Raw genomic sequence first — 14,258 nt, forward strand, 5'->3', positions numbered from 1 at the left:
CAGGATGAAGAAAAATAAATGGACATTCCCGCAAAGGCGGGAGTGTGTTACAATCCCTTAATCCTAACCGGTTTTAGTTTCTCGAAAACATCAACAGGCAAGATATTTCCCTGATCGTCAAACCGCATAGGAGAAATACAGGTTTCACGGTTATAACCATTACCGCCAGGAATTTTAAACCTGTGGTAAGCGATATACCAGTCATCGGTTCCCGGAACCTGAACAACAGCGTGATGACCAGCGCCCTTTACTACCCCTTTGCCTTTTAAAACAGGCTTGTTTTCTGCTTTAACAAATGGGCCCAGAGGAGATTTTGAGGTGGCATAAGCAACCGAATATCGTGGGTCGCGGGTGTCAAACTCTGACCACATCAGGTAATAAGTACCTTTCCTCTTAAAAACAAACGAGCCTTCGTTATATCCTTTAGGTTTAAAAGTAACGACTTTGGTGCTATCGAAAGAAATCATATCGTCCCCAAGCTTTACAATATTGCAATTTCCCTGTCCGAAGTATAAATAAGCTGCACCATCATCATCTATAAAAACCATGGGATCAATCATTTGCCCTTTCAACATTCCTTTTTTAATTAAAGGTTTGCCCAGTGCATCCTTAAAAGGACCTACGGGCTTATCTGAAACAGCTACGCCAATGTTTACATCGGCGCTGAAGTAATAATAGTATTTACCATTTTTATAAGCAATGGCTGGCGCCCAGGCCCTCGCTTTAGCCCAGCTAAGGTCTCTCGGTAAATCTAAAATTACTTTTTCATACTTCCATTTCACCAGATCTTTGGAAGACCAGGCCGTAAAACTGCTTGAATTCCATCCCTCTGAGCCATCTGTGGTGGGGTAAATGTAAAATTTGTTTCCAAATGCGGCAATATGCGGATCGGCATACACATTTGGCAGAACAGCTGCCGGCGCATGTAAAGTATCCGTTTGGGCAACAGCATTAATCGAAAAAAAGGCTGTACTCAAAAGTATCAATAAGGTATTTTTTATCATCTCCATTATGGTTTTTTCAATAAAATTTCAGGAGCACCTCCCCATTTATCATTTAAACGCTGAGCCTCTTCCCATGTGATCCCGATTACACTTCCATGTCGGGGGTAAAAATTCTTAGTAAAAGACTCTGGCGTAGTGGTAAAGTTATACAAATCTTCACTGCGTTGAAATTCGTAGCGCTGACTGGTATACAAATCGTACATCAGCACATAAGTAGAAGTATTATTGAGTTTAAAAACACTCGATCCTTCCACTACTATTTTTTTTACCGAGTAAGCATCCAGGTAATTAAAATCTTCTTCCCAGGGGCCGGCCAGGGTTTTAGCGGTTGCCTGCCTGATTCCATTTGCAAATTCTTTTCCTTTTTCATCCTTTGTATTGCCCTTAAGAAAGAAGTGGTAAGTACCATCTTTATAGATAATATCTCCATCAATTGCACCATATTTTGGACTAAACATTAAAGTAGGTTCATTTTCAAAACCACTAAAATCAGGATTTGAATATGCCGAGTAGAAATCGAGTTTAGCATCATCTTTAAATTTCACTGTAAAATAAACCAGGTATTTTCCTACAGCCGGATCGTAAATGGTTTGCGGCGCCCATACCCATTGCACATTTTTAAATTTTGAAGGATACCTTTTTTCAAGGTCAACAAAAGCATGTTTCCAATCGGTCAGATTTGTAGATTTAAGCATCACAATACCTGGATTATGCCCCCAACCATTTTTTGCTGTACTCATATCAGTAGCAACCAGATAAAAACTTTTTTCATCCTCTCCCCGCAAAATATGTGGATCTCTAATGCCCCCTGTTCCTGATATTTTGTCTGAAGCAATTATAGGTTGATTTTTATTCAGTGCAAACCAATTGATGGCATCGGCACTTACACCAAATCTCAACTGCTCATCCATTTCTCTCGGCCCAGAGCCTTCAAAATAAGTGAACAAATAACCAGCTAATGGCTGCTCCTGATAAGCGACCAAAACATTAAATGTTTTTTTAAGCTTAGCTTTCCCTAATGACAGCAGGGCAGTCATCATTACTTTAACCTTTTTTCCTGTCCGTGGTGAGCTTTTCTTCAATATCCCATCATTTGAAATATATTCAGGATTGCCTGACTTCCAGTTAATTACTGAACCATTTTTACCCCTAGCTGCTAAAATTAAATTCCAATGCAGATTTTTAGCAAATGCCTCTGGTATTTTCAGTGCTTCTGCATCGACTGCAATTTTCCCTTCATCGTTATTCACCAAACTTTTGGTCTGGGCTTGTAAATTTGCCGCTCCAAAAAGCATCAGCACTGCTAAAAGCCAGGATAAATGGTGCTTAATCATAATTTATTAATCTTTAATGCTAAATACCAAGCTAGCATGTGGCGCAAGCTGTTTAGAAAAAGTAGCACCGCTGCCTTTCAGGGTTTCGCCTGTCCACAGGTTTTTAATTTTGTATTGATCGCCAATACCCAAATCTTTCAAATTAACCGATACGGTTGCTACATCCTTATCACCTATGTTGAATAAAGCGAGGTAACGCTCGCCAGTTTTGCTGTTACGCGAAGTGACTGCCACTTTTCCGTTTTCATTAAATATTTGACGTACCTCTGTCCCATCCCTGTGCATTTTTAAAATGTCTTTGTTGTTAAGCAGTGATAAGGTAAATGCATCATTAGAAGGAAGATCTCCTCCGAACATTAATGGAGATCTGAAAATGGTAAAGAATGTCATCAGCGACACCTGTTCGTCTTTTGTTAAACGTGTCATGCGGTCTTTTCCACGTTCTCCGCGGATGGCTATTCTGCCCAGGGGAATCATATCACAATCTGGCCAGGTTCCTGGGGCTGTGTAAGCATACCAGCCCTGAGCCACATCCATTAAATGAACTAAATCCTTCCAAACATCCCATACATCATCTACCATTCGCCACATATTGGCATGTTCTTTAACATGATTCGCTTCTTGTACCGGGGTTTCTCCGGGAGAGGTACTTAAAATAATTTTTCTGCCCGTTCGATCAATAGCCTTCCGGATCAGTTCTATTTCTCCTTTATGGTAAGGCCTGGATAAATCATCTACTTTAATAAAGTCTACACCCCATGAAGCATATAATTCTAAAATTGAATTGTAATACTCCTGTGCACCAGGTTTATCTGCCAGAATGGTATAGTTATCCCTCAACCATTTGCATTGCAAATCCGTAGTATAAATCTGATCGGCAGTAATGCCTTGAGTTCCTTTAACAGGCAATTTGCGTTTTACAGCTTCTACCGGAATGCCACGCATAATGTGGATTCCAAACTTCAGACCTTTGCTATGAACATAATCTGCTAAGGCCTTAAAACCTTTACCGCCTGCGGCTGATGGAAAACGACCATCGTAAGGTAGATATCTGCCATACTCATCCATCACATAACGCGGATCTGTTTGGTTATAGCCGCCGGCCTTATCATTTTCAACAAACCAGCGAATATCAACTACCACATACTCCCAACCTACTTTTTTTAATTTGGCAGCCATGTAATCTGCATTTGTTTTGACTTCAGCTTCTGTTACGGTAGAGCCATAACAATCCCAGCTGTTCCAGCCCATGGGAGGTGTTTGCGCCCAATTTTTAAAGGACGAATTGGTTTGTGCTTGGGTAAACGAAGTTAAACCACAAACAAATAAAAGGGTTAAGGTTTTTTTTAACATATCTAATCAGCTCAATAAAGCATTTAAAATTTCATATTTAATTTCCATCTTTTGGCCAGTCTTCGGGCCTCTTTACGGGTAATCTGGATTACTGCAGGGTGTTTCGGCACTGTAAAATTTGTGGATTTCATTATACCCTCATTAAAGCGGCCTAAGTTTTTGAAATTGACAAAATCGCTGGTTTCACTGAAACCAAAATTATGTGGATTGATGCGGTAAATATCATAAATGAGCACCCACTTGTTCTCTCCGATACGCTTGTATACGGTTGGGGCTTCACAGCCTGCAGGCTCGGGGTCATACCATTTCGGATCGTACTGATATCCGGCATTCACCGAATCTGAAACAGCTTGTTTTATGCCTGATGTGCCGTCATGTGAGGCATAAAACATATGGTATTTGTGGCCTACTCTGGTGATATCTGCATCGATGTATGCCACATCTTTAGGGTATTCGAACAGCGGCTTGGGCAATGTTTCCATTTTACTACAATCATCACTCAGATAGGTATAATAAACTTTTTCTTTGCCCGCTCCGAATCGCATAGAAAAGTAAAGCATGGTTTTCTGCTTCGCCTCATCATATATCATTTCCGGTGCCCAGGCACAACCAATATTAGCCAGCTCCGGAAAGGCCTTATCTACTCTCAGCACCTGGTGAGACCAGTTAATCAAATCGGCCGACTTCATTAAAACAATACCACGGTTATTTCCCCAACCAAACTGCTTACCATCTCGTTCCCATTCTGTATTCCGATAGCCAGCCTTTTGTGCATAAATATGAAGATCTGTTAAAGCCAGGTAAAACATCCCGTCCGGGGCACGATAAATGTATGGATCGCGAATACCTTTTTGCTCAGCAATGGTGTCTCCGGCTATAATAGGTTTAGCATTGTTTACATCGGTAAAGCTATATCCATCCTGGCTTAAGGCCATATACAACCCATGTGTATCGTCTTTAAAATAAACCATCAGATACGCCGACATGTCTCTTTCAGCATCGATTTTAATCCTTTTTTGAGCTTTTGCGCTACCAGAAATCTGCAGCATTAAAGCAAAAAGGAATAAACAAAACAAAGGTATGCTGCTCAATTTCATTGCAGGGATCATATTTGGTTAAATCAAAAATAAAAAAATAAACGTTAAAACAACGATTATTTAAAAGTCTTTTTTAAGACTGTCCATCGGAGTACAGGATGCACTTAAATTACAATGATTTCATTCCGTGTTCAGTTATGCACGGAAAAAAACAATAATGAGTAGATAAGTTAAATTGTTAGTAGCGCTGACCGAACTTTATTTAATGGTAAGCAGGTTATGAACCATGGGACATGTGAGTACAGGATGCACCTAAAATTGCAATGGCTTATATTTGAGATAACCAAGTATCCGATCATGCTTAACCAGTTTTGCACCAAACTTTTTACAGGCTTTATATATTTCTTTATTCTTAACTCTGCTGTTTGCGTAGCTCAACAAGCTGGCAAAACAGATGCTATTTATTCTGGTGTTCCCTGGTACGATCAAAATGGAAATGTAGTGAGTGCTCATGGTGCAAATATCATCAGAGATAATGGTAAATATTATCTTTTCGGAGAAGCGCACAGCGATACGAGCAATGCTTTTGCGGGGTTTAACTGTTACTCCTCGACCGACTTGTACAACTGGAAGTTTGAAAGTATTGCTTTACCACTCCAACCGGCTGGAAAGTTAGGCCCGAATCGGGTTGGCGAAAGGGTTAAGGTGATGAAAAATCCAACATCTGGTGAATACTTTATGTATATGCACGCAGATACTTTGGGCTATAAGGATCAGTTTGTGGGATACGCTATTTCGAAAAACATTACCGGCCCCTATCAATTTAAAGGCCCGATTTTGTTTAACGGTAAGCCTATCAAAAAATGGGACATGGGCACTTTTCAGGATCAGGATGGTAAGGGTTATATCCTCACTCATGGAGGTGTAATTCACCAATTGGCTGATGATTATCAATCTATCGTAGCCGAAACCAATAAGCAACTCACTTCTGGCTTCGAATCACCAACCTTGTTCAGGAAAGGAAATATATATTATTTCATTGGTTCTAACCTCACCAGTTGGGAAAAGAATGATAATTATTATTATACCGCCAGTTCCTTAAGTGGCCCATGGACTGCTCAGGGTTTATTTGCGCCTAAAGGCAGCTTAACCTGGAACTCGCAAACAACTTTTGTATTGCCTGTTGAGGGTACTAAAGACACTACTTTTATATTTATGGGCGATAGATGGTCATACCCAAGGCAATTATCTGCTGCAACCTATGTTTGGCAGCCTTTAAACATATTGGGCACAGCCATATCTATTCCTGAGTACATGCAAGCCTGGCAAGTGAATACCAGCACGGGAGAAAAGACACAATTTAAAGGCAACTTCAAAGTGATTGAAAATTCAAATAAAAGTATTCATTACAAAGGTAAATGGTTGCATGTTTCTGATACGACCTCCATAAGCAGGGCTACTGACAAAAACGATTCATTCAGTTATACTTTTCGTGGAAAACAGATTGGTTTATACACTTTGGCATTGCCAGATAATGGGTATGCGAAGATCGTCCTTCAAAATAAAAAAGGGAAACTCATCAACCAGAACTTAGTAGACCTCTACAGCAAAACGCCCAAAATTGGTTTGGTATACCTCAGTCCTATTTTACCACACAATGATTACACTTTAAGGGTATTTGTTGCCGGTGAACGACCAAACTGGTCTGATAAAAGAAAATCAAATTATGGTAGTACTGCGAATACGATTACAATAGATAAGCTAATAGTAAGGAAATAAATATACCAATCCATGGTTCATGGCGCACGAAACACAAACAATACATATCAAACTCAACAATCCGTGATTCGTGACGCACGAAACACAAACAATACATATCAAATTCAATGCTGTCATTAAGCTTTTTATGGTCCCTGAGCCACGGACCATGGTGTAGATAAGTTAATGGTAAGGAAATAAATCTACCGATCCGTGGTTCGTGGCGCACGAAACACAAACAATACATATCAAACTCAACAATGTTTATTAAGCTTTTTTATGGTCCCTGAGCCACGGACCATTAATCACAAAATACTGTATTCATGATAGTTACAAAATAATAAATCTTTTTTTTATTATATTTAAGCACGCTGACTTACCGGTAAGCGCATCAGAAACACCTGATGATCTGGACTACCCTAAAACCATACATTTAACCCCTAAAAAGAATGGAAAAGTCAAAAACTATCATCCTCATTCATGGCAATTTTGTAAACAATTTAACCTGGACAGCATGGAAACGCTACTATGAACAAAAAGGTTATCAGGTTTACACGCCCGCAAATCCCGGACATGATGGCGATCCAACCCAACTCAGAACTAGTCCACATCCCGATCTTATCCAAACCGGATTTATTGATGTAGTGGATAACATTAGTAAATTGATTGATACCCTACCCGAAAAACCGCTCATTATTGGGCATTCCATGGCTGGTATGGCCGTAATGAAATTAGTAGAAATGGGAAAGGCAGTTGCCGGAGTAAGCATTGACGGTGCACCTCCAAAAAATGTTTTCCCACCCTTTCAGACTCTTAAAACGGTTATCCCCGCTTTTGGTTTCTTTTCTTTTAGCAAGTACTTTATGGGTAGCCATAAATGGTATGATTATGCATTTTTCAATACTACTCCTGAAGGAGAACGAAATAAACTTTATAACGAATTTGCTGTTCCGGAAAGCTATAAGGTTAGTCGTCAACTTGTGTTAAATAGTTTTTCTAATATCGACTTTAAGAAGCCTCATGCACCTCTTCTGTTTATTGGGGGTGGTAGCGACAACATTTTCCCTCCTCAGCTTACACAAACCATTGCAGGGAAATATACCGATAGCGGCAGTAAGGTGGATTTAAAAATATTTGAAGGGAAAAGCCATTTCATTTGTGGTGAAAAGGGTTGGGAATTAGTTGCAGATTACATTTTAGCATGGCACGAAAAAATCAATCAATAAAAAAAGGGACCATGGTCCCTTTTTTTATTGATGTTGTTACTTCCACTCAAATGGCAGGTACCAGTTTGCCGGATTCATGAGTTTAGCCCTTGCGGTTGCCGCATTAGGGTCGCCATCTTTTAAAAGTTTTTGGTAAATTTTCTCTGCGAGAAATGCCGGATTATTCTGTCTCCTGGCCACCCGTACTAAATCAGGCCAGCGACTTCCTTCAAAAGCCAGTTCTAATGCTCCCTCATCGATGAGTTTACCTTCCAAACCCAACATATCTGTTTGCAGGTTCACATCCAGGGCAGCAACATTCGCCCTATTCCTGATTCCTGTATTCCGATACCAGGGACTTCTGTAATCTGCACTGCTGTACCTCGCATCAAAATCATACGGAGGTGGATAATTGGTCATCATGGTATTGATCTCTGCGAATGATACCGGAGCTGCAGTACCGCCCGATCTCGTTCCGGTATAAAAAGTATTCAAAATACCGATATTTAACAGCGCCCATCCCAATTTACCCCTACCATCGCGATTAGCGGCTTCAGAAAAGCGAAGGTGAAGCATAGCAGCACGATACAATCCCCATTTACCAGCCTGGTTAAAATTAGTGGCTGGTACCAGGTTATCGGTTAATTTTGTAATTACAGGTCCGGCTGCAGATTTGGCGTAAGACAATATACCTCTGGCATCATAAGGGATACCATTGTTTTGTCTTTGCGCATTCCAGTTATCAATTGCTTGTTGAGAGGGTTTGATTAAATATTTTCCATATAACTGGGAACACAATTCAATCATTGGATTTCCTGGTTTATAGTTGGCATGATAAGGGATGGCCCATAAAAATTCCATATTCCAGCCATTTGCTGTATTAGGCGCCGAAAATATACTCTTCCAACCTGTTTCAGTTAATAAACTATTCTCGTCTTGTGAACGGCCGTAACGCACTCCTAAATCATTATAAGTAGAAGGACTTAAATAATAACCCACTTTATAAGCATCAAAGGCATAGTTAATATTGGTATTGTTATTTTCAACATTCATAATCTTTTGATAGTTCTCGGCTGCTTTGGTATAGTTGTTATTCCACAGATACAAATCACCAAGCACAAAAGGCTTGCATATGAATAGTTTTTGGGTGTTATTTCCATCAATATTAATTACCAGTGGATTACCCGAGGGATAGGCGTAAACTTCTTTGTAAGGGAGTTTCTCTGTAAAGTCGATCAGGTTTTTTAGCAACTCTTCAAAGGAAATTCGTGGATAGAGGCTTAAATTTTTAACATCCTCTACATTTTCTACAGGCTCAGTAATGTAGGGTATGTTTCCGTATTGGATCCCTACCTGAAGGTAAATCCAACTTCGGAGTGCACCAATATCAGAATAGTGTTTGTTATAATCGTCAACACTCATTCTGAAATCATTAACCATTAATTTAAAATTTTTAAGGGCATCATTACAGTTCAATATTACCTTATAGTAGGCCCTCGGATCAACATATGGGTTATCTTTTGTTGCCGAATGATTAGCCATTTGCTTCAAATACGGATCTGCATTGGCTGTTACCTCAACCAAATCTGCCCGCAGCTCATTTTGAATAATAATGGTTTTATGCAAGGCCAAAAACTGGCCATAAATACCAATTACTGCAGCATCGGCATCTGCTGCGTTACGATAAGCATTGCTGATATCCAGCTTATCTTCAGGTGCCTCATCGGTAATTTTTTTGCAAGACCATGACCCTGTTGCTAAAATTGCAACCAATAAAACGGCCGTTATTTTTTTATTAAAATCAATCTTCATCTTCTTCATAATTAATTATAATCCAATTCTAACCCCTAACTGAACAGATCTGAACTGTGGTTCGAGTGTGGTATCTGCACCTTGCATAAAAATGCTTCCTGATGCACTAAACTCAGGGTCATACCCTAAATAATTGGTTAAGGTAAACAGGTTATTAGCTGTAGCATAAACCCTTGCATATTTTATAGATTTAAGCTTTAAAGGAATATTATAAGTTAAGTTCACTGTACGCAAACGCAGGTATGAGCCATCTTCAATCCAACGATCAGAGAACTGGGCATTGCCCATCGGATCGCCATAGCTTGCCCTTGGAACGTTGGTAATCTGGCCTTCTCCCTTCCATCTGTTTCGCATAATATCGGTTTGATTATAATAGCTATTCCCTGATTCTAAAACTGAGCGGGTATAGTTATACAGATCGTTACCGGCAACAAACGATACTAAAACATCGAGCGACCAGTTCTTGTAACCAAAACTATTTCTAATGCTACCAAATAAATCTGGATTAGGATCACCAATAACGACACGATCTGCAGCGTTAATCACTTTATCTCCATTGGTATCAACAAACCTTACATCACCTCCTTTAAATGGTACAGTAAGTCCTGCTGTATTTACTATGGTTAAACCCGAAGCTGCAGCTTCAGCATCAGTAGCGTAAACACCATTAGTACGTTGTCCGTAAAATAAATTTGCTGTCTGGCCTATTCTGGTGAGGTAAGTACCGTTGGCGAAATTGGTTAAGATATCGTTTCCATTTGGCAATTTATCTACCTTATTCTTGTAAGTACCAATGTTTACACCTAAATCCCATTTAAATTTTTGGTTCAATAAGCGTGCATTCAGATTGAAATCTACGCCGGAAGTATGCATTCCGGCCTGATTATCGATATATGAATCGATCCCTCCTATTGAAGATACTGCCATGTAAGCCAGCATTTTGCTTGTGGTATGGTTAAAATAATCGGCACTGATGCTTAAACGCTCATTAAAAAAGGAAGCATCTACACCAAAATTAAACTTTGCAATACTTTCCCATTGGATGTTAGGATTAGCGATATTACCTCTTACCAGTCCCTGAAGTCCCAATAAATTTTGCGATACATAATATTGCCTGTTGTTGTAGTTACCGATATCATCATTACCAACCAAACCATAGCTTGCGCGCATTTTCAATAAGCTAACACTGCTCAAATCCTTCATAAAATCTTCCGATGAAAGAATCCAGGCAGCACTTAAGGCAGGTAATAAAGCTGTTTTACCATCAGCTAAGTTAAGTCCATAACCGCCTACGTATCTTATTGCAGAAGAAATGTCTCTTTTGCCAAAACGGGATGAGGCATCGGCAGCAAGGGCAAAACTCAAGTAGTATTTATCTTTAAAACTATAATCAGCAGTTAAATACGTATTTAAAGAGGCCCATTTGCCAATATCGCCGCCAAAATACCTTAATCCTGCAGAACTGTTGCCGATGCTGATTAATACGTCTGTAGCAGAATTGTATCCAATGGCATAATCCTGCTCGGCCTGACTTTGGCTATATCGTGCCCCTAAAGCCATATTCAGCTGGTGATATTTGGAAAATGTTTTATTGAAATTCAGACGCAAATCATCAAAAATATTAAAATAACGCATTACCTGTGAGCCCAATTTACTATCGCCAATTGCATTTTGCAAAGGGATATTGGTAACACCTTTCCTTGGGATAAACAAGGTTTCCTGTGTTTTATCGTAGGTTATTCCTGTAAGATTAGAAAGCTTAAAGCTCTTACTAAAAACATAATCAAAATTAATGTTACCAAAAAAGCGATAAGCCTTTTGTTGGTTCAAGCCCTTTTCGATTAAAGCGCGCGGATTACTTACACCCAAAGTATCTGCATCAGATAAGTTTGGTGAAACCGCTCCATTCGCGCTAATTTCATTCCTTGATACGAAGGGTGATTTAACCAAAGCCAGGAATAAGGGGTTGGTACTATTTGAAATGCCCTGATCTTTTAACCGCTGTTCACTGTAACTGAAAGATAAATTGGTATTGGCTGTTAATCGCTTTGTGAGGTTTAAATCACTGTTAAAGCGCATGTTATATTTAATGTTGTTCGTAGAGTCTGTTATTCCCTTATCGCTGGAATACCCTGCTGATAAGGCATACTTGGCAATATTATCTCCACCTGTTACTTTCAAAAAGTAATTTTGGTCAAAACTTCTCTTAAAAACCTCTTTCTGCCAATCGGTATTTTGATGATATAGATAATAGGTTGGGTTAGTAGCCGGATTCGTATCATCTTTCATATAAGGTAAATCTGCAATCGCACTGTTACTTAAACCCTGACTTTTTAAAATATCAGAAAGATAAGTTCTATAATCAGCAGCATTCATAACCGGAATCTGGCGCGGAACAAAATTGAAACCTCCATAAGCAGAGAAATCTATTTGAGTGGCTAAATCGTGTGCATGGTTAGTGGTAATGATCATGACCCCGTTGGCAGCTTTGGTACCATATACTGCCGCAGCAGCTGCATCTTTTATCAGGTTAATGCTTTCAATATCCCTAACATCAATAAACTGGAGTGGATTGCGTCTGTGTCCTGATGTTAATGAGGTTCCGAAGGCATTGGCATCGAATATCATTCCATCAACCACATATAGTGGTTGGTTGGTGGCATACAAAGAAGTAAAGCCCCGAACAAATAAATCAGCGCCAACACCTGGTGTCCCTGAACGGCGGATTACATTCACACCAGACATTTTACCTTGTAAAAAGGCATCAGGTGTTTCAGAATTGACGTTCCAGCCCCCAAGCGGATTTACTGAACTGATTGCAGCAGTAGAACGGGCCTGATTTTGTATACCATTAGGTAATAAGACCTCATTAAATTGTGAAATATAACTTACAGGATAAATTTTAATGGTTGCCATTTTCCCTTTGTGAACAACAGGCAGCAATTTGGTATGGTATCCGGTAAAACTAACCACAAGGGTAGCATTAAAATCGGGAACAACGATAGCAAACCTTCCTTTATCGTCAGTTAATGTACCCGAAAAATCGGTAACAGTTAACTTAACACCAACAAGGGGTTTATTGCTTGCACCATCTATTACTACTCCGGTAATGCGTTGGCCAACTAATTTCTTCTGTTTAACCTTTACCGTTGTGGTATCTGTGCTATACTCGGCTGTATCTGTTTGCTGTGCTAATGCTGCAGTAGAAAATAAAGTCCCGAGTAATACCAGAGAAAGGATTCTTTTTATATGGGTAAAATTATGCATAGTTATTTTTTAGCTGGATTAATGCGATTAAGGAAGAATAGGTTCAAATCTCAAATAATCTAAAATGAGCGTATTAACATTTTGAGCGGTACTGGCTGCTGATGTAAGTCGCAAATTCAACAAACCGTATTGCTGAGGGGTGTAATCTCCCAGGTAAACTTCACTATAAGTTAAGGGTGCCACAGTTTGCGTAGCAAACAAGGTATAGGCCAAAGAAGTTGTGTTATAGATAAAGTATCGCTGGGTAAAACTAGCGGTTTGCGAATCGCCTTGCGCCCCTGCAATGGCCCTGGCATATACTTTATATTTTACCAAAGGAACGCCAGACCTGATGTAGTCAATATAGTATTCAGAAACGGCATGATTATAAACCTCTATATCGCGATATGGAATGCCTTTGTCATCTAATTTTAAGCGATAAAAAGTATTACCACTCTTATCCGAACGGAAGCCGAACGGAAGCTCACCTTCTATTTTAAAAGTGGGAACTTTATCTTTCAAACGGAAAGGAATAGCGCTCATAACGTAAACAATTCCATTACTGGCCTTATATGATTTTACAATGGCCGATTTACTTATCGGGATTTTAGTTCCTCTAACCGAAACCAAAGTATCTGGGAGTTTATCTAATGCATAAGCTCCGGCAACAGTGAAATCTTTAACCAGGGCAAATCTATCTGCCGCGGCAAAATAGGGTGTTAATTTATTGGTTTCACTTGTAAAAGCTGTATTCTGCAGCATAAAGAAAGTATATTGTTTACTTTCAGTTCTCAGATCAGCAACCGACGACCAGTAGGCATTTCGCAGTACCATTGGTGGGTTTGGTGCAAAAATCGGTGATCCACTGTTGTTATAACCAATAATTGTAGCATTAGCCGAATCAATAACCATCGTAGAAATATTGCTAATGAAATTGGTCTGGAGTGTTGCATCAGTACTACCCAGCATATATTCCCAAACGTTTAATTTTGTGGGCACGGCCTGATCTATTGTATATAGCGCACCGTTTTTAACAAATTTACCTGCACCAACAATATTGGCCTCTTCAAATTTGGCACCGATAACCATTGCATATTTTTTATTAATTAAATTAACTTTAATGGTATCGGTGGTACCTTTAGATGCCACAAACGTAGTTAAAGCTATGTGGTTAGCCACATAGTCTTTAAGTTTCGCTGCATCTCCGGTAATGCCTGCATCTAAACCTGCAAGCGCATCGTTAGTTGGAGCCCATACCGTATAATTTTGCGATGAGCTTAAAAGCTGATCGTATCCGGTACTTTTTACATAAGCAGTAAATTTACTCAGGTTAGCCTGGGCACTTAATTGTTCGTATAGGTTTACCGTATTGTCTACATTGGTAAGCGCTACATGTTCGTCCATTGCTTTTTTACAGGCACTCAGGGCAAATATTGCCGCCAATGCTACAAGGACATTCATTATATTTTTTTTCATCTAAACGATTCTTAAATGGTTAAAACAAAGCAT

General features: G+C 39.5%; 9 protein-coding genes. 2 read left to right on the forward strand and 7 right to left on the reverse strand.

Annotated elements, in window-relative coordinates; genetic code table 11:
- Positions 1-47: 47 nt before the first annotated feature.
- The 4 genes from ACQY77_RS05345 to ACQY77_RS05360 are packed head-to-tail and all read right to left on the reverse strand — an operon-like array spanning position 48 to position 4,740.
- Positions 48-1,010 (reverse strand): family 43 glycosylhydrolase, encoded by a 963-nt coding sequence (locus ACQY77_RS05345; RefSeq protein ID WP_421939018.1) that lies wholly within the window; start codon positions 1,008-1,010, stop codon positions 48-50.
- Positions 1,010-2,338 (reverse strand): immunoglobulin-like domain-containing protein, encoded by a 1,329-nt coding sequence (locus ACQY77_RS05350; protein ID WP_421939017.1) that lies wholly within the window; start codon positions 2,336-2,338, stop codon positions 1,010-1,012. The genes ACQY77_RS05345 and ACQY77_RS05350 overlap by 1 nt, the downstream gene beginning before the upstream one ends.
- 6 nt (positions 2,339-2,344) lie before the next feature.
- Positions 2,345-3,691, reverse strand: coding sequence for a glycoside hydrolase family 27 protein (locus ACQY77_RS05355; RefSeq protein WP_421939016.1), 1,347 nt, complete (start codon positions 3,689-3,691; stop codon positions 2,345-2,347).
- A gap of 23 nt (positions 3,692-3,714) precedes the next feature.
- On the reverse strand, positions 3,715-4,740 hold the full coding sequence (locus ACQY77_RS05360) for a glycoside hydrolase family 43 protein (RefSeq protein WP_421939015.1): 1,026 nt from the start codon (positions 4,738-4,740) through the stop codon (positions 3,715-3,717).
- Positions 4,741-5,085: 345 nt separating this feature from the next.
- Here ACQY77_RS05360 and ACQY77_RS05365 point away from each other — a divergent pair, with 345 nt between their 5' ends.
- Positions 5,086-6,507 carry a family 43 glycosylhydrolase gene (locus ACQY77_RS05365; RefSeq protein ID WP_421939014.1) on the forward strand — a complete coding sequence of 474 codons (1,422 nt, stop codon included), beginning with the start codon at positions 5,086-5,088 and terminating at the stop codon, positions 6,505-6,507.
- Positions 6,508-6,935: 428 nt separating this feature from the next.
- Positions 6,936-7,712 (forward strand): alpha/beta hydrolase, encoded by a 777-nt coding sequence (locus ACQY77_RS05370; protein ID WP_421939013.1) that lies wholly within the window; start codon positions 6,936-6,938, stop codon positions 7,710-7,712.
- 36 nt (positions 7,713-7,748) lie between these two features.
- On the opposite strand, the gene ACQY77_RS05375 is transcribed toward ACQY77_RS05370, so the two are convergent.
- From ACQY77_RS05375 to ACQY77_RS05385, 3 genes are read right to left on the reverse strand one after another with little or no spacing between them, the layout of a single operon-like run.
- Positions 7,749-9,512: a RagB/SusD family protein gene (locus ACQY77_RS05375; protein ID WP_421939012.1), complete on the reverse strand. Its 1,764-nt coding sequence runs from the start codon at positions 9,510-9,512 to the stop codon at positions 7,749-7,751.
- A 6-nt stretch (positions 9,513-9,518) separates the two neighbouring features.
- Positions 9,519-12,770: a SusC/RagA family TonB-linked outer membrane protein gene (locus ACQY77_RS05380; RefSeq protein WP_421939011.1), complete on the reverse strand. Its 3,252-nt coding sequence runs from the start codon at positions 12,768-12,770 to the stop codon at positions 9,519-9,521.
- A 27-nt stretch (positions 12,771-12,797) separates the two neighbouring features.
- The gene (locus ACQY77_RS05385) at positions 12,798-14,225 is read right to left on the reverse strand and encodes a fasciclin domain-containing protein (protein ID WP_421939010.1); all 1,428 of its coding nucleotides are present in this window, start codon (positions 14,223-14,225) and stop codon (positions 12,798-12,800) included.
- Positions 14,226-14,258: the final 33 nt, after the last annotated feature.

It is taken from the genome of Pedobacter sp., assembly GCF_965279535.1.
Classification (GTDB): domain Bacteria; phylum Bacteroidota; class Bacteroidia; order Sphingobacteriales; family Sphingobacteriaceae; genus Pedobacter.

Bases quoted from the DNA above. Each gene is read 5' to 3' on its own strand.
- ACQY77_RS05365 (WP_421939014.1), top strand. From the start codon at position 5,086: ATGCTTAACCAGTTTTGCACCAAACTTTTTACAGGCTTTATATATTTC.
- ACQY77_RS05345 (WP_421939018.1), bottom strand. From the start codon at position 1,010: ATGGAGATGATAAAAAATACCTTATTGATACTTTTGAGTACAGCCTTT.
- ACQY77_RS05370 (WP_421939013.1), top strand. From the start codon at position 6,936: ATGGAAAAGTCAAAAACTATCATCCTCATTCATGGCAATTTTGTAAAC.
- ACQY77_RS05380 (WP_421939011.1), bottom strand. From the start codon at position 12,770: ATGCATAATTTTACCCATATAAAAAGAATCCTTTCTCTGGTATTACTC.
- ACQY77_RS05360 (WP_421939015.1), bottom strand. From the start codon at position 4,740: ATGCTGCAGATTTCTGGTAGCGCAAAAGCTCAAAAAAGGATTAAAATC.
- ACQY77_RS05385 (WP_421939010.1), bottom strand. From the start codon at position 14,225: ATGAAAAAAAATATAATGAATGTCCTTGTAGCATTGGCGGCAATATTT.
- ACQY77_RS05355 (WP_421939016.1), bottom strand. From the start codon at position 3,691: ATGTTAAAAAAAACCTTAACCCTTTTATTTGTTTGTGGTTTAACTTCG.
- ACQY77_RS05375 (WP_421939012.1), bottom strand. From the start codon at position 9,512: ATGAAGAAGATGAAGATTGATTTTAATAAAAAAATAACGGCCGTTTTA.
- ACQY77_RS05350 (WP_421939017.1), bottom strand. From the start codon at position 2,338: ATGATTAAGCACCATTTATCCTGGCTTTTAGCAGTGCTGATGCTTTTT.